The sequence below is a fragment of the Pseudomonas sp. NPDC088890 genome, from assembly GCF_044900155.1.
GTDB classification, from domain to species: Bacteria; Pseudomonadota; Gammaproteobacteria; order Pseudomonadales; family Pseudomonadaceae; genus Aquipseudomonas; species Aquipseudomonas urmiensis.
The window spans coordinates 219,706-237,203 of the sequence record NZ_JBJDNG010000001.1 but is presented as its reverse complement, the minus strand read 5'-3'; the positions used below and the strand labels follow the sequence as shown (position 1 = coordinate 237,203).

General features: G+C 61.3%; 17 protein-coding genes and 1 tRNA gene. 7 read left to right on the top strand and 11 right to left on the bottom strand.

The genetic code is table 11. From position 1 onward, the window contains the following. Nucleotides 1-125 precede the first annotated feature (125 nt). Nucleotides 126-2,282, top strand: a complete 2,157-nt coding sequence (locus ACI2JX_RS01060) for a TonB-dependent siderophore receptor (protein WP_404689162.1) — start codon at nt 126-128, stop codon at nt 2,280-2,282. Between the two features lie 228 nt (nt 2,283-2,510). Here the strand turns inward: ACI2JX_RS01060 and ACI2JX_RS01055 are convergent. Further along, nucleotides 2,511-2,600: transfer RNA gene (locus ACI2JX_RS01055), tRNA-Ser, on the bottom strand. A 288-nt stretch (nt 2,601-2,888) separates the two neighbouring features. Between ACI2JX_RS01055 and ACI2JX_RS01050 the strand changes: the two genes are divergently transcribed. From ACI2JX_RS01050 to ACI2JX_RS01040, 3 genes are all read left to right on the top strand, one after another. Beyond that, entirely contained in the window at nt 2,889-3,578 is a 690-nt protein-coding gene (locus tag ACI2JX_RS01050) for a crotonase/enoyl-CoA hydratase family protein (RefSeq protein WP_264237127.1), read from the top strand. 149 nt (nt 3,579-3,727) lie between these two features. Then, nucleotides 3,728-4,447: a 1-acyl-sn-glycerol-3-phosphate acyltransferase gene (locus tag ACI2JX_RS01045; protein ID WP_264237126.1), complete on the top strand. Its 720-nt coding sequence runs from the start codon at nt 3,728-3,730 to the stop codon at nt 4,445-4,447. A 66-nt stretch (nt 4,448-4,513) separates the two neighbouring features. After that, nucleotides 4,514-5,485 carry a magnesium and cobalt transport protein CorA gene (locus tag ACI2JX_RS01040; RefSeq protein ID WP_264237125.1) on the top strand — a complete coding sequence of 324 codons (972 nt, stop codon included), beginning with the start codon at nt 4,514-4,516 and terminating at the stop codon, nt 5,483-5,485. A gap of 338 nt (nt 5,486-5,823) precedes the next feature. Here ACI2JX_RS01040 and ACI2JX_RS01035 read toward each other — a convergent pair whose 3' ends face one another. After that, the gene (locus ACI2JX_RS01035) at nt 5,824-6,558 is read right to left on the bottom strand and encodes an amidotransferase (RefSeq protein WP_264237124.1); all 735 of its coding nucleotides are present in this window, start codon (nt 6,556-6,558) and stop codon (nt 5,824-5,826) included. Between the two features lie 527 nt (nt 6,559-7,085). Here ACI2JX_RS01035 and ACI2JX_RS01030 point away from each other — a divergent pair. Then, the gene (locus ACI2JX_RS01030) at nt 7,086-7,886 is read left to right on the top strand and encodes a c-type cytochrome (protein WP_404689161.1); all 801 of its coding nucleotides are present in this window, start codon (nt 7,086-7,088) and stop codon (nt 7,884-7,886) included. Between the two features lie 238 nt (nt 7,887-8,124). Here ACI2JX_RS01030 and ACI2JX_RS01025 read toward each other — a convergent pair whose 3' ends face one another. The 4 genes from ACI2JX_RS01025 to ACI2JX_RS01010 all read right to left on the bottom strand — a co-directional run bounded on the left by ACI2JX_RS01025 (nt 8,125) and on the right by ACI2JX_RS01010 (nt 11,514). Continuing rightward, on the bottom strand, nt 8,125-8,457 hold the full coding sequence (locus tag ACI2JX_RS01025; RefSeq protein WP_264237122.1) for a ribonuclease E inhibitor RraB: 333 nt from the start codon (nt 8,455-8,457) through the stop codon (nt 8,125-8,127). A 187-nt stretch (nt 8,458-8,644) separates the two neighbouring features. Further along, nucleotides 8,645-8,881 (bottom strand): hypothetical protein, encoded by a 237-nt coding sequence (locus tag ACI2JX_RS01020; protein ID WP_186554807.1) that lies wholly within the window; start codon nt 8,879-8,881, stop codon nt 8,645-8,647. A 144-nt stretch (nt 8,882-9,025) separates the two neighbouring features. Then, nucleotides 9,026-11,101: an LTA synthase family protein gene (locus tag ACI2JX_RS01015; RefSeq protein WP_264237120.1), complete on the bottom strand. Its 2,076-nt coding sequence runs from the start codon at nt 11,099-11,101 to the stop codon at nt 9,026-9,028. 221 nt (nt 11,102-11,322) lie between these two features. After that, the gene (locus tag ACI2JX_RS01010) at nt 11,323-11,514 is read right to left on the bottom strand and encodes a PLDc N-terminal domain-containing protein (RefSeq protein WP_264237154.1); all 192 of its coding nucleotides are present in this window, start codon (nt 11,512-11,514) and stop codon (nt 11,323-11,325) included. Nucleotides 11,515-11,640: 126 nt separating this feature from the next. On the opposite strand from ACI2JX_RS01010, the gene ACI2JX_RS01005 reads away from it, so the two are divergent. Continuing rightward, nucleotides 11,641-12,579, top strand: a complete 939-nt coding sequence (locus tag ACI2JX_RS01005) for a ZIP family metal transporter (RefSeq protein ID WP_264237119.1) — start codon at nt 11,641-11,643, stop codon at nt 12,577-12,579. 70 nt (nt 12,580-12,649) lie between these two features. Here ACI2JX_RS01005 and ACI2JX_RS01000 read toward each other — a convergent pair whose 3' ends face one another. Further along, entirely contained in the window at nt 12,650-13,180 is a 531-nt protein-coding gene (locus ACI2JX_RS01000) for a hypothetical protein (RefSeq protein WP_404689160.1), read from the bottom strand. A gap of 59 nt (nt 13,181-13,239) precedes the next feature. Beyond that, nucleotides 13,240-13,761: an ankyrin repeat domain-containing protein gene (locus tag ACI2JX_RS00995; protein WP_404689159.1), complete on the bottom strand. Its 522-nt coding sequence runs from the start codon at nt 13,759-13,761 to the stop codon at nt 13,240-13,242. Nucleotides 13,762-14,029: 268 nt separating this feature from the next. On the opposite strand from ACI2JX_RS00995, the gene ACI2JX_RS00990 reads away from it, so the two are divergent. Further along, nucleotides 14,030-14,302, top strand: a complete 273-nt coding sequence (locus ACI2JX_RS00990) for a DUF3509 domain-containing protein (RefSeq protein ID WP_186554802.1) — start codon at nt 14,030-14,032, stop codon at nt 14,300-14,302. Nucleotides 14,303-14,530: 228 nt separating this feature from the next. Here ACI2JX_RS00990 and ACI2JX_RS00985 read toward each other — a convergent pair whose 3' ends face one another. The 3 genes from ACI2JX_RS00985 to aroC all read right to left on the bottom strand — a co-directional run bounded on the left by ACI2JX_RS00985 (nt 14,531) and on the right by aroC (nt 17,440). Beyond that, nucleotides 14,531-15,067, bottom strand: coding sequence for an oxidase (locus ACI2JX_RS00985; RefSeq protein ID WP_404689158.1), 537 nt, complete (start codon nt 15,065-15,067; stop codon nt 14,531-14,533). Continuing rightward, a complete protein-coding gene (locus tag ACI2JX_RS00980) occupies nt 15,067-16,221 on the bottom strand; it encodes an MFS transporter (protein ID WP_368973584.1) in 1,155 nt (384 codons plus the stop codon). Before ACI2JX_RS00980 ends, ACI2JX_RS00985 begins: the two co-directional genes overlap by 1 nt. Nucleotides 16,222-16,348: 127 nt before the next feature. Next, nucleotides 16,349-17,440 carry a chorismate synthase gene (gene aroC / locus ACI2JX_RS00975; RefSeq protein ID WP_368973583.1) on the bottom strand — a complete coding sequence of 364 codons (1,092 nt, stop codon included), beginning with the start codon at nt 17,438-17,440 and terminating at the stop codon, nt 16,349-16,351. Nucleotides 17,441-17,498 lie beyond the last annotated feature (58 nt).

The following is a 17,498-nucleotide window of genomic DNA, read 5'->3' as shown; positions in this document are numbered from 1 at the left end:
AGCGCTCCTGAAATAGGGGCGCTCAGCGCATCTGTGCCTGCTAACATGGCGCCCTTTTTATCTGCCCAGCCCTCCCCCAATAACAGCCGACCGACAACGGCGCGTATGCCCATCAAGGAGCCCGCATGACCTCGCTTCGCCCTCGTCTGCCCCTGAGCCTGCTCAGCCTGGGCCTTGCCCTGCACAGCGGCCATGGCCTTGCCGACGACAGCGTGACCCTGGCCCCGGTGCGTATCTCGGAGCTGTATGGCGACGGCGGCTACCAACCGCGCGAGGCCCTGGTGGGCGGCTTTCAGCCAGCGCCACTGCTCGACACCCCGGCGTCGATCAGCGTGTTCAGCCAACAGTTGCTGCAAGACCGCCAGGTGCGCAAGCTCAGCGAGGTGCTGCAAAGCGATGCCTCGGTTGGCGAAAGCTATGCGCCGATCGGCTACTACGAGAACTTCAACGTGCGCGGCTTTGAGCTCAACGCCGCCAGCAGCTACAAGATCAACGGCCAGACCGTGGTGGGCGAGCAGAACGTGGCGCTGGAGAACAAGCAGCAGGTCGAGCTGCTCAAGGGGCTGTCGGGGTTGCAGAGCGGCGTGGCCGAACCCGGCGGGCTGGTCAACTACGTGACCAAGCGCGCAGAAGACGTACGCAGCGTCACGGTCTCGACCAACGAGCAAGGCGAGCGCTACCTGGCCACCGACCTGGGCGGCTGGTTTGGCAGTGAGCGGCAATTTGGCCTGCGCGCCAACCTGGCCCATGAGGACATCCGCTCCTACGTCGATCATGCCGATGGCAAGCGCGACTTCGCCTCGCTAGCGTTCGACTGGCAGATCAGCGCCAATGCCACCCTGCAACTGGACGCTGAATATCAGCACCGCGAACAGCGATCAGTACCGGGCTATCAATTGCTGGGTGGCAGCGAGCTGCCGCACGGCATTGACCCGGATGACCGGCTGGCTTATCAGCACTGGGCCAAGCCAGTACAGAACGACTCGCTGAACCTCGGCGGGCGCTTCGAGTACCGTTTCAATGACGACTGGACCGGCACCTTGAGCGCTTCGCGCAGCAAGGTGGTGATCGATGACTACAGCTCGTTCGCCTGGGGCTGCTACGGCTCGACAAGCTGTGCAAGCGCAGCTGTGCCGAACTACTTCAGTCCGCAAGGCGATTACGACATCTATGACTTCCGCAGCCCCGACGACACCCGCCGCACTGACGAAGTACAAGCCGTGCTCAACGGTCGTTTCGATGCATTGGGCCTGGGCCATGAGCTAACCGTTGGCACCAGTGCCCAGCGTCGCACCCTCGACCAGCGCCCCTACTACAACGAATTTGTCGGCAGCGGTAACATCGCCACCGGCGCACCTGCCGTGGCCCCTTCTGAACGCCCCATCGGCTCCAGTGAACGCCGCCTGGACAGCCGCCAGTACGGGGTATTTTTCAGCGACCGCATCACCTTCAACGAACACTGGCAAACCGTGCTCGGCGCGCGTGAAGTCCGCCTGGATGAGAAGACCTGGGATGAAACTGGCCTGGCCGGCCGGCATACCCAGCAGTATCAATTGCTGCCCAACGCGGCGTTGATCTACAAGCCGCAGCCAGACACCACGCTGTATGCCAGCTATTCCAAAGGGCTATCCGCGGGGGGCACCGCGCCTTGGTTCGCCAGCAATGCCGCCGAGATCCTCGCCCCCACCCTGTCACGGCAACTGGAAGTGGGCATCAAGCGCGACTGGCAGGGCATGAGCTTGAGTGCCGCGCTGTTCCAGATCCGCCAGGCCTACCAGTACGCCCGCCCCGACGCCACTGGTTTCACCTACGTGCAACAGGGCCAACAAAAGAACACCGGCGTTGAGCTCGGCGCCAGCGGCTGGGTCACTTCGCGCTTGCAGATCCAGGCCAGCGCGGCAGCAATCCGCGCCCGGGTGCAGAACAGCGGCACCGATGCCTACGAGGGCCATCAGGCGATCAACGTGCCCACGCTGCGCGCCGCCTTGCAGGCCGAATACAGCCTGCCGGTCGCGGGTCTCGCGCTGCTCGGCGGAGCGCGCTACAGCGCCAGCAAGTACGCAAGTCAGGCGGGCAACGTCGAGGTGGGTGGCTATACCGTGTTCGATGTCGGTAGCCGCTACCGCACCATGGTTGGCGGGTACGACACGGTGCTGCGCCTGACCGTGGATAACGTCTTTGACAAGCGTTACTGGCGGGATGTGGGGGATTACCTGGGCGACAACTACCTGTTCCAGGGCGCGCCGCGTACCGCACGCTTGTCAGCGACAGTGAGTTTTTGATGGGTTGAGTGGTGCCAGTGCTGGCCTCATCGCGGGGCAAGCCCGCTCCCACGCTAGATCGACCTCGAACCTGCGTGGGAGATCAACCCCAAACCTGCGTGGGAGCGGGCTTGCCTCGCGATAGCGCCAGCAGCTGCGCTGCATTTAACCAGCCCTGAATACCCTCTAAAACGCACCGCAAAACAAAAAGCCCCCGAACCTTTCAGTTCGGGGGCTTCTCGTAGAATGTGGCGGTGAAGAAGGGATTTGAACCCTTGATACGATTTCTCGTATACACACTTTCCAGGCGTGCTCCTTCGACCACTCGGACACTTCACCGTTTCTCTTCAAGCTATTCAGCCTGTCGAGGCGCGCTAATTTAGTTGAAGGCTGTAATCTTGGCAAGCGTTTTTTTCAGAATTTTCATGCGCTTAAGCATATCGAGCGAAAAATCGGCCGGCCAGGGCAATGCTGCCATTGTACCCAGCACTTTTACCTGTGGCCTGGACTGCGCACCCAAGCGGCAAGGCATAGCGGCCAATGTCTGACTGATCAGTCAGCCTTGCTTCTTTACCTGCTCCCCCGTGCTGGGTAACGTCATTGCCACGCCATCCAAAGGACTCTGCCATGAGCGAGCTGATTACCTACCATGCCGAAGACGGCATCGCCACCCTGACCCTGAACAACGGCAAGGTCAACGCCATTTCGCCGGATGTCATCACCGCCTTCAACGCCGCCCTGGACCAGGCAGTAGCCGACCGTGCAGTGGTGATCATCACCGGCCAGCCAGGCATCCTTTCCGGCGGCTACGACCTGAAAGTCATGACCTCTGGCCCCCAACAAGCCGTTGGCCTAGTCACCGCGGGCTCCACCCTGGCCCGTCGCCTGCTCTCGCACCCCTTCCCGGTAATCGTTGCCTGCCCAGGCCATGCAGTCGCCAAAGGCGCCTTCCTGCTGCTGTCAGGCGACTATCGGATCGGTGTCGAAGGGCCGTACAAGATCGGCCTGAACGAAGTGCAGATCGGTATGACCATGCACTACGCCGGTATCGAGCTGGCCCGCGATCGCCTGCGCCGCTCGGCGTTCCACCGCTCGGTGATCAATGCCGAGATGTTCGACCCTAAGGACGCGCTGGATGCCGGCTTCCTCGACAAGGTGGTGCCGGCCGAGCAGTTGCACGAGACAGCACTGCACGTGGCGCGCGACTTGAAGAAGCTCAACATGCTGGCGCACAAGAACACCAAGCTCAAAGTGCGCAAAGCGCTGCTGGAGCTGCTGGATGACGCGATTATTCGTGATCAGGAACATATGGGCTGATCCTCCCGGCCTCATCGCGGGGCGCGCCCACCCACACACCGTGTAGGTGCGGGCTTGCCCTACGATGAAGCCAACACTGACAGCAGAAGGTTTGCCCCCACCAGTGCACAGTCGTACACTGCCCGCGACTGTCTGGTGTGAGTCATACCATGCTTTATCTGCTTCGCATGCTCCTGCTGGGGCTGCACTTTCTGCTGGTCGGCATAGTCGGCCTGGTGATTGGCCTGTGCCGTCCATTCAACCCCGACAACAGCCGCCTCTATGCCCGCCTGTACAGCGTGCCAGCCGCCTGGCTGATGCGCATCAAGGTCAAGGCCGAGGTCGGCCCGCTGCATGACCAGCCGCCAGGCTGCGTGATCGTCGCCAACCATCAATCGAACTTCGACCTGTTCATCATCGGCCAGGTAGTGCCTCAACGCACCGTGGCCATTGGTAAGAAGAGCCTGGGCTGGATCCCGCTGTTCGGCCAGCTGTTCTGGCTGGGCGGCAATGTACTGGTCGACCGCAACAATGCCTACCAGGCGCGCAAGGCGATGCAGCTAACCACCGGCATCTTGCGTGACGACACCTCGATCTGGATTTTCCCTGAAGGCACCCGCAACCCTGCCGAGCAGTTGGCCCCGTTCAAGAAAGGTGCCTTCCACATGGCCATCGACGCTGGCGTGCCGATCGTGCCGGTGTGCGTCAGCCGCTATGCCAAGCGCCTGGGCCTCAACAGCTGGCGCCAGCGCACAGTGATCATCCGCTCGCTGCCTCCGATCGACACTGCAGGCTTGAGCAAGCAGGATGTGCCGGCGCTGATCGAGCAGTGCCGCACGCAGATGCAGCAATGCCTGGACCGCATGGAAACCGAGCTACCGCACGCCTGATCGGTTGCTCTCTGGCCAGACACAGCCCAAGCTGTGTCACGTGTTCAACCGAATAAGCGGGCAACCATGGGTCGAGTCGTCGCAGCGGCGGTGTACAGCGCCGGGAGAAAGGTCACCAATATCAGCATCGACGAAGGCAGCGAGTGGGCGAAAAAGCCCGGCCACTTCGTCTGGATCGGCCTGGAAGAGCCCAACGCCGAAGAGCTGGCCAACCTGCAGTGCCAGTTCAACCTGCACGAGTTGGCCATCGAAGACGCGCTGGAAAAGCACAGCCGGCCCAAGTTGGAGACCTTCGGTGACGCGCTGTTCATCGTCACTTATTCGCCGGTTCGCCACGAAGGCAAGCTGGAGTTCATCGAGACCCACATCTTTGCCGGCAACGGCTACATCATCACCTGCCGCAATGGCCACTCCAAATCCTATGCCCTGGTGCGTCAGCGCTGCGAGGCACGGCCGCTGCTGCTCGAGCACGGCGAAGACTTCGTGCTGTATGCGTTACTCGATTTCGTCACCGAGAACTACCAGCCGGTCAGCGAGGCAATCCACGGTGAGATCGAGGAGCTGGAGCAAAGTGTGCTGAGCAATTCGCTCAAGGAAGAAGACATCCAGCGCCTGCACAGCCTGCGTCGCGACATTTTAAGGCTGCGTCGCTACGTCGCGCCGATGGTGGAGATCAGTGAAGAGCTGCAGCGCTTGAGCTTCCCATTCATCGACAAGAACATGCGCCCGTACTTCAGGGACGTGCAGATCCACGTCACTCGGCAAATGGAAGATCTGGTGAGCATTCGCGATATCGCCAGCCAGACCATCGAGATTGGCATGCTGTTGGAGTCGTCACGGCAAAGCATAACCCAGCGCAAGTTTGCCGCCTGGGCGGCGATCTTGGCGTTTCCCACGGCGATTGCCGGGATCTATGGGATGAACTTTCAGAATATGCCGGAGCTGGAGTGGCACTATGGGTATTTTGCGGTGCTGGGGGTGATTGGCTTGGGCTGCGCCGGGTTGTATGCCAGCTTCAAGCGCTCGGGGTGGTTGTAGCTTGTAGCAACGCTATCGCGGGGCAAGCCCGCTCCCACGCGGGTAAGTCGCCATGGCGTGGGGGCGCTCAGAGGGGTTATTGCCTGTTCAACGCTATCGCGAGACAAGCCCGCTCCCACGCTGGTAAGTCGCCCTGGCGTGGGGGCGCTCAGAGGGGTTATTGCCTGTTCAACGCTATCGCGAGACAAGCCCGCTCCCACGCTGGCAAGTCGCCCTGGCGTGGGGGGCGCTCAGAGTGGTTATAGCTGGGCAAGCCCGCTCCCACGCCAGATCCACATACCGGCGTGGGAGCGGGCTTGCCCCGCGATAGCGTCGGCAAAAGCACTAACAATCTCTAATCAGGCAGCGCTCTCGTTGCCTTTCGTCGAATGCCCAATGAACTTGAGCATCCACTTTCCAACCAGATCTCCCTGGTGCTCAGTCGCCAGGCTGGCAATCGCCCGCTGGTACACCTCATCGCCCAAATATTCCTGACGCGCATCGAGCAACGCCCGCGAGTAGTCATGGACGAACTCCGGGTGCCCCTGGAAGCACAGCACCTGGTCGCGAATGTGATACGCCGCGTTCGGGCAGAAATCACTGGACGCAATCACCGTAGCGCCTTCTGGCAGTTCAGTGACCTGATCCTGGTGGCTAATCAGCAAGGTCAGCTCAGAAACCTCAGGATCCATCCACGGCGCATGCGCCGCCAGGCTATAGCGATGAATGCCAACGCCCCAGCCGCGATCGGCGCGCTCGGCTTTGCCACCTAGCACCAGCGCCAGCACTTGATGACCGAAACACACGCCGAGCAACTTCTCGCCACGCTCATACAGTTTGAGCAAGTACGCCTTCAGCGTCTGGATCCACGGATCCGTGCCAAACGAGTCAGCCTTGCTCCCCGTAACCAGATAGGCATCGAACTTTTCGCCGTCAGGGGGATAGTCGCCATTCATCACGTTGTACACCTGAAATTCGGCCGCAACCGGCTGACGCGAGAACAACTGCTCGAACATCCTTCCGTAGCCCTGATACTGCGCCGTCAACTCCGGTCGCAGAACATCGGTTTCAAGGATGCAGATGCGTAACGACATAGCGATAGTCCTGAACGACATGTGTGGAAATTGTGCTAGAGACTGACGCGAAAGGGACGTACAAGCAAGGGGTTGCACTGACGAACGGTAAGCCCTGTAACCCTTGGTAACCACCCTCGCGCAGCGGTCTAGCCCCGCCATGCCAGCGTGCTAGCCAGTGGCCTTAAAACCAAAGGAACTTGATCATCATTGATTTAGAACAAAGGGTTCTGAAACATGGATAACGTTCGCCCTACTGTTGGTTTATATCCACAAAACAAGAGGCATGCAGGAGTAGGCGTGCAACTACGCCACTGCGATCGACCCGACGCGAAGACAGGGAAGCCAAAGGCTATTCAGGAATAACAACAAGAAGGCGGTCCGCCATGTTCAGACAATCCAAAGTACGCCAAGCCGGACTCATATTGTTCGCCACTACACTGCTGCTGATCCTGCCGAACCTCACTCGGCTATTTGGCTGACAGCATCTGTGGAGTTTTCTGGCCGAGCACAGGTAACCTGCCGACCTTGATGGTTGGAGACTACCTATGCGCCGATGCCTTGCCCTGCTCGTCTTGATGTTCAGCCTGCCCTTGGCGGCAGCGCAATTGAACCTGGAGCTGGGTGATGGCACGCACCGATGGGACAGCGCCGAGCTGCTCAGCCATCCCCAAGCGCGCACCCTCGATATCGCCCAGGACGTGGCCTATAAACGCGCCATGCATTATCGCGCTGTGCCCCTCGCGGTGTTGCTTGAAGGCATCCAGCCAGCCGACCACCTGCAGGCCGTAGCCTTGGATGGCTTTGCCGCCGAAATGCCAGCCGCGCCCTTATTGCAACAGGGGCCGGCCCGCGCCTGGCTCGCCATTGAAGACCCCGCCCAGCCCTGGCCGGCGCTGACGCCGGGTAAGCCAAGTGCGGGGCCGTTCTATCTGGTATGGACCGAGCCACAGGCCAGCGGCATTCGCCCGGAACAGTGGCCGTTCCAGATTGCCACGATCCGCAAGTTGGAGTCGGTCGAGCAACGTTTTCCAGCCCTACTACCCGATGCCAAATTGCCCAGTAGCGATCCGGTGCGACAAGGCTTTGCCCTGTTCCAGCAAAACTGCCTGGCCTGCCACCGCCTCAATGGCGCAGGCGACGCCCAGTTCGGCCCGGATTTGAACCTGCCGCATAATCCAACGGAATACTTCCAGCCCGGGTTTTTGCGTCAATACATTCGCGACCCGCAAAGCTTGCGACATTGGCCGCAGGCGAAGATGCCCGGGTTTGCGCAAAGTGTGCTGAATGAGCACGAGCTGGACGCGTTGCTGGCGTATCTGCGGCATATGGCCAAGCGCAAGCCTTGAAGCACCCGTTGGCCCTTTCGCGGGCAAGCCCGCTCCCACAGGTACCACGCTGGCTTCGAACTCAACGGGGTACCTGTAGCAGCGGGCTTGCCCGCGAAGAGGCCCGTGTTGCCACCATCACACTGGGCTGTGAGCATCGTTTGGAGAACGCTTCAGTGCAGGCATGATTCAATAACTCTTGTGATCGACTTGAATGGCCAAGCCTGCGATGGCTGCACAGCAGCCCCCTGCTCAAACCTCAGGCAGTCTGTCGTTCATGCTTGACGCCCCACCCTTCGACCTCACCGCCAAGGGGCACGACAACCCCCTCGAAGGCCTCCTCGAAAGCACCGATGCCCCGGTAGGTGGCATACATGATCTTGCTCAATTCAAGATTCCAACCACCATCGTCACGTTCACGCACCTGAGCATTGAGTGACTCGCCACGAAACTGTCCGGCGGCCTGGCGCGCGCCGTCTTCATTGGGAAATACCGCGTAGAACTCGATGGGGTGGATCTGGGTGAAGTCGAAACCGCCAGCTTTCATCTGGCGCAGGACACTGCTGCTGATATCGTCGTTCTGGCTGCTCATGAATCGTCCTCCTGAATAAAGCAATGGATAGACTTTCCGTGCACTACGCACCTGCCGGCGGGTTGGCGATGCCGGACAGATCGAGCTGATGCAAGACGCGAATGAAACCCACCCCGGCCCGCAGAAAAGACCGAGGTGTTCACCCAGCGTAGTGCCTCTCAGAGCACTACGCCAGAGCGGCGCCGTTTTACGGCAATTCGCGGATATCGGTGATCGACACGCCGCTTTGCTCCTTGAGCCAGCGTGCGGTGGGGGATTGGCTGCGGTCTTGGAAGTCGTTGAGGTCCAGTTCGTCCATCACTGGAAACAGGTGCGAGCGGATGGCCCGCGCCGCATCCTCGTCACTGGGACGCTGCTCGGCAGTCAGCAGCAGCGTGGTGGTTTCGCCTTTCTGGTCGGCAAAGATGACTTCCCACTCTTTCATTGAATAGCCCTCCTCGATACAGCAATGAGTGACATCCGTTCTAGCTTGACCCCTGCATAAGGACATTGTTCAGCATGGCTGCCGAGCGAGCATGAAAAAGGCCCGCCGGTCACCCGGCGAGCCTCGTTTACAGCACGACCCGAATTACTTCGGCGTGCCGTGGATTACACCTGCCGTGTTATCCAGCAGGCTCTTGGTCGCAGTCTGGATGTAAGCCTCGAGGTTTTTCAGCATGTGCGGCTGATCCTCGCTTTCAACCAGCTCGGCCTTGAACTCGCGGCCCAGTTGGTAGCGGTACAGGCGCGGGCTCATGTCCTTGGACTCGATCAGGATGTGATCACCCTTGATTAGGCCGACGATCTGCTCGCTGCCCGATGGCTTGATGATGCCCACCCCCGGATCACCTTCAGGCAGGTTGAGCAGGTCGCGGCCCCAGCACTGGTGACGGGTCTGGCCACCGAGACGGCCCATGATGGTCGGCACGATGTCGACCTGGGTGCCCACGGTGTGGTCAACGGCGCCGAATTTCTCCTGGATCCCCGGCGCAATCAGCAGCAGCGGCACGTTGAAGCGGCCCAGGTCCAATTCGGTAACCTGTTGGCTGTTGCCAAAGCCGTGGTCGCCAACGATGACGAACAGGGTCTCCTTGAAGTACGGCTCCTTGCGCGCCTTCTCGAAGAACTGGCCCAGGGCCCAGTCGGAGTAGCGCATGGCGGTCAAGTGCTCATCCAGACGGCCCTGGCCGGTCACCGGCTCCACCGGCAGGTCTTTAGGCAGCGCGTACGGGGTGTGGTTGGAAAGCGTCTGCAGCAGCGCGTAGAACGGTTTCTTGCCGTAGTTCTTGGCCAGCTCTTCGGCGCCGCGGTCGAACATGTCCTGGTCGGACACGCCCCAGGTCGGGTCGGAGAACACCGGGTTGACGAAGTCATTGCGGCCGATGAAGGTGGTCATGCCCTGGTTGCCGAAGAAACCAGACTGGTTGTCCCAGGCAAAGTCGCCGTTATAGACATAGACGTCGTCGTAGTCACGGGCACTGAGCAGCGCTGGCAGGCCGGACAGCTTGTGGCCGCCCTCTGGCGTTTGCATCAGGTACTCGAAGCCTGGCAGGTTCGGGAAGCACGCCATGGTGGCGAACATGCCCTGGTGGGTATGGGTGCCGTTTGAGAAGAAGCGGTCGAACAGCAGACCCTCCTTGGCCAGCTTGTCGAAGTACGGAGTGATGTTGTTCGGGCTACCCAGGGCGCCCACCGAGTGACCGGCGAAGCTCTCCATGAGGATCACCACCACGTTCTTGACCGGCAGGGTGCGCTCGGCAGGTGGCACGAAGTCACGGCGTACGGCCGCTTCATCGGTATCGACCAGGGTATCGTTAGGGGTCAGCAGCAGGTTGCGTACCGCCTCCTGAGCGACCACTGGATCGAGGGTGGCCTTCCAGATATTGCTGCGGTCTTCGCCAAAGCGGCTGTGGGCAGCGTCGATCAGGGTCAAGGTGCCGTTCAGGCCCAACTGGTTGACGAAGTTGGAGTCGGTGGTGAAGGCATCACCCCAGCGCATTGGCGGGCCCTGGCGCAGGGTGCCACGCGCGGCGATCACCGCCACCAGCAGGATGACCATGAACACCGCCAGGCGGCCATACCAGGCAACCGGCGCACGTGGGCTGACGCTTGCGTTTGCGCCGCTGCCACGGGTCAGGCGATCGATGCCCTTGAACAGCAGGCTCAGCAACCAGGTACCGACCAGCCAGGCCAGTATGTAGCGGACCACCGGGAAGCCGTACCAGAGCATGCTCATGACGGTCTTGGGGTCTTCCTTGATGTACTGGAACACCAGGCCGTTCAAGCGCTGATGGAACTCGCGGTAGAAGTCCATCTCCATCAGGCCGAGGAACATCACCGTACTGGCGGCCAGGGTCAGCCACAGGCGGAAGAAGCCGCGCCGGGCCATCGCCCAAGGGCTGAGCACTGCCAGCAGCAGCGGAATGCTGATGTACACCACCACCCGCAGGTCGAAGCGCAAGCCGTTGAGGAAGCCCTCGGCCACGGTGGAGTAAGGGGTGTCGCCGATCATGTCGCTGTTGTAGACCAGCAGCCCCAGGCGCACCAGGCTGAGCATCAGCATGATCACCAGGCCGCACAGCAAGGTATAAGCCAAGTGCGATTTGAGGGTCGGCGCGAACGGGACCGGCACGGCCCGTTGTTTCAAGGCATCCGTGTTAGCCATGAATGGGGAGATCCTAGGATTGCGGGTTTGCGGGAAGGCGACATCGCCACAGAGCCCTGCCATCAATCGTGGCGTTGGACTAACGCAGCATTGTGCGGCGCGGATTCTGGTTAATCCAGTGTGAAAATTTTGTCACGAACGCCGACAGACGGCGCGGGATTGCCCCTCGCAGGGTTATTCCGCCTCCACGCCAATCCGCACTGCCCCTGCTAGCGGGGGGCTCAGAGGCGGATGTTGCCTCTTGGGCCAGCAATCGCCCAGATGATCAGGCCAATGACCGGCAGCAACAGAATCAGCAAAGTCCACAGCACCTTGATGCCCACTTCGGCACCACTTTTCAGAACATTCGCAATCGCCCAAATGTCCAATGCCAATATGATCAGGCCTACCAGGCCATTGAATGTCGAGCCCATACCTTCGCTCCTGAAAAAATCCGTGTGCGGCAGAGCATAGCGTCTATCACGCCGATAGAAGGGAATCCTTGGGCAGCGGCGCAGGTCACTGGTTAGACTGATTTCATTCATTGTCATGAGGTCCGCATGCCACCTGCCAACACTCAAAGCGCCGCCCCAGCCTCGATGCTGAGCGCCTGGCGGCAACAAGCCCTGAATGCCCCCTGGCTCAGTGCCGGCCTGGGTGTGAGTCTGCTCGCGATTGTTATCCTGCTGCTGGCCAGCATGTGGAATGCAGTCAACGGTGATCACTCGCAAAACCTGCACCTGGCGCTGCTCGGCGGATTGGCAGGTTTTGGCGCTACCGCGTTGGGCGCAGTGCTGGCGGTGGTACTACGTGATGTCAGCGCGCGCAGCCAGGACGTGATGCTTGGCTTTGCGGCGGGGATGATGCTCGCGGCGAGCTCGTTTTCGCTGATTCTGCCCGGTCTCGATGCGGCCCGTGAGATTACCGGCAACGGCCCGGCGGCGGCGTTCACCGTGGTCCTGGGGATGGGCCTGGGCGTGCTGTTGATGCTGGGCCTGGACCGTTTTACCCCACACGAACATGAAAGCACCGGCCCTTGTGGCCCCGAAGCGGAGCGGATCAGCCGGGTGTGGCTGTTCGTGCTGGCGATCACCTTGCACAACCTGCCCGAAGGCATGGCCATTGGCGTGAGCTTTACCAATGGCGACATGAACATTGGCTTGCCGTTGACCAGCGCCATCGCGATTCAGGACATTCCTGAGGGCTTGGCAGTGGCCCTGGCCCTGCGGGCTACGGGGCTGTCGAACCTCAAAGCGGCGCTGGTGGCAATTGGCTCAGGGCTGATGGAGCCTTTGGGGGCCGTGATCGGCCTGGGGATCTCCACCGGCTTTGCCCTCGCCTACCCGATCAGCATGGGCCTGGCTGCAGGGGCGATGATCTTTGTGGTGTCGCATGAGGTGATCCCCGAAACCCACCGTAATGGCCATCAGACGGCGGCGACGCTGGGGTTGATGGGCGGCTTTGGGGTGATGATGTTTCTGGATACCGCGTTGGGCTGATGGGTTGCCAGTGCCGGCCTCATCGCTGCGGCTCGCCCCGCGATGAGGCCGGCACTGGCGACAACCGCTGTCAGTTGTGCACAGCGACCTTCAAGGCCTCCAACGCTGGCTCCACGGCGATCCCCACCTCAGCGCCCAACTCCAGCACCCGCGCCAGGTCATTCTTACCGACCATCACCATCTGCAACTCGTCATCGAGTAACTGGCTGAAGTTGAGCAGCACATAGCCGCCGGCTTCCTTGTTCAGCGCGCCCATCTGCACCTGGATGCGGTTGAGTGCGGTCAATGGCTCGGTTTTCGCCAGCTGCTTGGGCTTGAGGTTGAACGGTACGCTCTTGTCGAACGAATCCGTGATGTTCTGGAACAGCTCCTGATAGCTGTCGGCCTGGAACAGCACGGTATCCGGCAGGCTACCGAGCACAATCCACTCACCCAGCGGGATCGGGAAGGTGTCGTCGTAGTTGATATCCGGGTTGGCGGCCAGAAACGCGGCGGGGTCGGCGTAGGCCTGAGCGGCCTCGTCGGCAATGCGCTCGATCTCGTCATCGGGCATGCAACCGGCGCCGACGAGGCTGATGAATTCGCGCAATTGGTCTTTCATGAGGGGGCTCTGCAATGGTGAAAAAGTCACCAAGGATAGCTGCAAACGCCCCCTGAGGGTTAGCCGGCCAGCGCCTGCAAGCGCGCAGCGGTGTCGACCGCGCCCATGGTTTGGGCAGCGGCAAGGGCATTGGCGCCTCGGGCATCCTGGCGCGCAGGGTCGGCGCCCTGGGCCAGCAGGTAGTCGAGAATTTCGCTGCGATTGAACATCGCCGCCAGCATCAACGCCGTGCGCCCGTCGGCGGCGGCGGCATCCACCGGTACGCCGTGCTCGAGCAGCAGGCGAATCATCGCCAGATCGCCCTTGAACGCGGCGCCAGCGATGGGCAATTGGCCGTTGTCGTTGGCGATCAATGGATCGGCGCCATGGCTCAACAGCACTTGCACGGCATCATGATGGCCATGGTAGCTGGCAAGCATCAGCAGGGTATCGCCCTTGTGGTTGCGCAGGTTGGCCGGCAGGCCGCTGGTAAGCAAACGCCCAAGCATCTGGGCATCACCGCGGCGAGCGCGCTCGAACACCTCTTCGGCAAAGGCTGCGGCTTCGTCGTCGTTCATGGTGGCGGGCTGTTGGTCGGACATTCTGAACCTCCTGGCAAAATTTAGAGCCCAAGTCTTTGTCAGGCCCCCCTGATCGGTCAAAGGTTCAGATTCTATTGAGCCCAGAGGCTGGCTCTATGGCCATGCAAAATGCACTGTGCAAAATGCACGACCATGCACTATGCACGAAGACCTTCTCGTGAAAATCATGTAAATAACTGATTTTAAAGGGATTTAATCAGAGAAAAAGACTGGCACGGTCACTGCAACGATCAACTCACGTCTGCCAACACAACAGTCAGGAGTTGATATGGACCTCATTCAGCAAAAGTTCGCCTCGGTGTTTTCCGCCTATCAGGTCGCTACCCAGGCCCGCCCGGACGGCGGCATCCTGCTGACCCTGCGTGCCGCTGATGGCGTGGTCACCCGCCGAGTACTGACTTACGGCCAACTGCACAGTGCCGAGCAGCTGTCGTGGGCGATCAGCGCGATTCGCCGCGACCTCGCGGAACAGGCCAGTGAGCTGCCGGTGATCTCGATGCTGCAGAGCCAGCAGCGGTTTGCGCTGCCGACTTATCGCTGAGTGTCAGTACCACTGCTATCGCGGGGCAAGCCCGCTCCCACGTAGTTTCCTGCTGAAGCTAAATTACGTGGGAGCGGGCTTGTCCCGCGAAGGGCTCCCACGTAGTTCGCTGCTGAAGCTGATTACGTGGGAGCGGGCTTGTCCCGCGAAGGGTTCCCACGTAGTTCGCTGCTGAAGCTGATTACGTGGGAGCGGGCTTGCCCCGCGATAGGGCCGGAGTGCTAAACCTCAGAATTCGGCGATACCCGCAAATGCCAGCGCAGCCGCATCACCGGTAAAGCGCGGCGCCATCGCCTGCTCATCGCGGAATAACCGCAGCGCCAGACAAAACGGCGTATCCCCCAGGTCAATCCAACGCCGAACCTGGGCCGGCACAATGAGCACATCGCCCTTCTCGCACAGCACGGCATACACATACTCGCCTACCCGCAGGGTGACCTGAGCCCGCCCGCTGATCACCGCGAACATCTCATCGCCGCCATGCACATGCTCGTTACGCAGATCGACCTGCGCCGCATCCACGCCATCACGGTTAAGCAACGCATAGGCCGCACAGCCATGCTCGGTCATCAGCCGGTCCAATGGCTCACGGCAGGCGTCGAGCACTTCGTCCAGACCCGTCCCAGGGCGAACCCGCAGCTCATGCGGCTGGTGCATGAAGCGCACACCCTGCTCGGCGAGGGTCGTGACAATGTCGTCATGGTGGGTCAGCAACTTGTTGGGAAGGCCCGGGCTTGACGGGTGAAAAACGCTGAGGATGCTCATCAGGGGCTGTTCCTGCTATCGGTCATTCGAGTCGCAATGATAACGGCTGCGGCAAAGGCTGCGACGCTGGCCATACCAAAGGTGAAGTGTGGGCCCAGCAATTTCCAACTGTAGCCCGAATACAACGCGCCTAACGCGCCGCCTGTGCCCGACAACGCCGCGTACAGCGCCTGGCCCTGGCCTTGCTGGCGTGCGCCGAAGCTGGCTTGGACGAAGGCGATCGAGGCGGCGTGGAAACAACCAAAGGTTGCCGCATGCAACAGCTGGGCGAAGATCAGCGCGGCCGGCACTTCGGCCAGGTTACCCAACAGCAGCCAGCGCAGCCCCGCCAGGACAAAGCTGAGCAGCAGCACCCGGCGCACCGAAAAACGCGCGAAGATCCGGCTCATGGCCATGAACATCAAGACCTCCGCAACCACGCCTAGCGCCCACAGCAAGCCGATACTACCGCGGCTGTAGCCCAAGTGTTCCAGGTGCAGGGTAAGGAAGGTGTAGTACGGCCCGTGGCTTAGCTGCATCAGCGCCACGCACAGGTAGAACGCGATCACCCCAGGCGCCAGCAGCTGGCGCAGGAAGCCCCCTGCCCCGCTACGCTCAGCATGTTCCACCGGCTGGGCATTGGGCACCCACAGGCTGGCGAGGAAGATACCGGCCATGATGGTGACCAGCGCCACCGGGTAGATATCCAGGCTCAGCCATTCGAACAGCCGGCCCAGGCCCACCACGGTGAGGATGAAGCCGATCGAGCCCCACAGCCGCACCTGGCTGTAGCGTGAGGTCTGGCCGTGCAGGTGGGCCAGGGTAATCACCTCGAATTGCGGCAGTACCGCATGCCAGAAGAACGCATGCAGGGCCATCACCAGCGCCAGCCAGGCGTAGCTTTTACCGAAGAAGATCAGCGAGAACGTCGCCAGGGTCGACAACGCCCCCAGGCGCACGATCAGCAGGCGCTGGCCGCTGCGATCACCCAGCCAGCCCCACAGGTTGGGGGCGACGCAACGCATCAGCATGGGGATGGCGACCAGCTCGCCAATGCGCGCCGGGGAGAAGCCGAGGTGATCGAAGTACAACGCCAGGAACGGCGCGGTGGAGCCGAGCAGGGCGAAGTAGAACAGGTAGAAACTGGACAGGCGCCAGTAGGGAATTGGCGTCATGGGGCAGTGCGCTTTGTGGTGATCATTGGGGGCCGCTTTGCGGCCCTCTCGCAGGCAAGCCAGCGCCTACAAAGACCGTGTAGGCGCTGGCTTGCCCCGCGATAGGGCCTACGCCGATCAACGCTGATTAAAGCTGGCCCAAAACGGGAGTATTGACTCGCACATCGGCATTCTGCGCACGATGGCGCAGCAGGTGATCCATCAGCACGATGGCCATCATCGCCTCGGCAATCGGCGTGGCGCGGATGCCTACGCAGGGATCATGGCGGCCCTTGGTAATCACTTCGACCGGGTTGCCATCGACATCGATCGAACGACCCGGGGTGGTGATGCTCGACGTGGGCTTGAGTGCCAGATGGGCAACGATTGGCTGGCCGGAGGAAATACCACCGAGAATGCCGCCCGCATTGTTGCTGAGGAAGCCTTGCGGGGTCAGCTCATCACGGTGCTCGGTGCCACGCTGGGCGACACTGGCGAAACCAGCGCCGATTTCCACGCCCTTGACCGCGTTGATGCTCATCAGCGCGTGGGCAAGCTCGGCATCCAGGCGATCGAAGATCGGCTCGCCCAAGCCCGGCATGACGCCTTCGGCCACCACAGTGATCTTGGCCCCGACCGAGTCCTGGTCACGGCGCAGTTGGTCCATGTAGGCCTCAAGCTCTGGCACCTTGGCCGGGTCCGGGCTGAAGAAGGCATTGTCTTCGACCGAGTCCCACGTTTTGAACGGGATTTCGATGGGGCCCAGCTGGCTCATGTAGCCCCGTACGCTGATGCCTTGGCTGGCCAGGTACTTCTTGGCGATGGCACCGGCAGCGACGCGCATGGCGGTTTCCCGCGCCGAGCTGCGACCACCGCCACGGTAGTCGCGCAGGCCATACTTGTGGTGGTAGGTGTAGTCGGCGTGGGCGGGGCGGAACAGGTCCTTGATCGCCGAGTAGTCCTTGGATTTCTGATCGGTATTGCGGATCAGCAGGCCAATCGAGCAGCCCGTGGTTCGGCCTTCGAACACCCCGGAAAGGATCTCGACTTCGTCCGGTTCCTGACGCTGGGTGGTGTGCCGGCTGGTGCCGGGCTTACGCCGGTCGAGGTCGTGCTGCAGATCGGCCAGGGAAATCTCCAGGCCTGGCGGGCACCCATCGACAATGGCGACCAACGCCGGGCCATGGCTTTCGCCAGCGGTGGTGACAGTGAACAGCTTGCCGTAGGTATTGCCGGACATGGACGCTCCGCGAATCAGCCTGAAGTTTGGATGAGGCGGCCAGTATACGGAAAGCGGC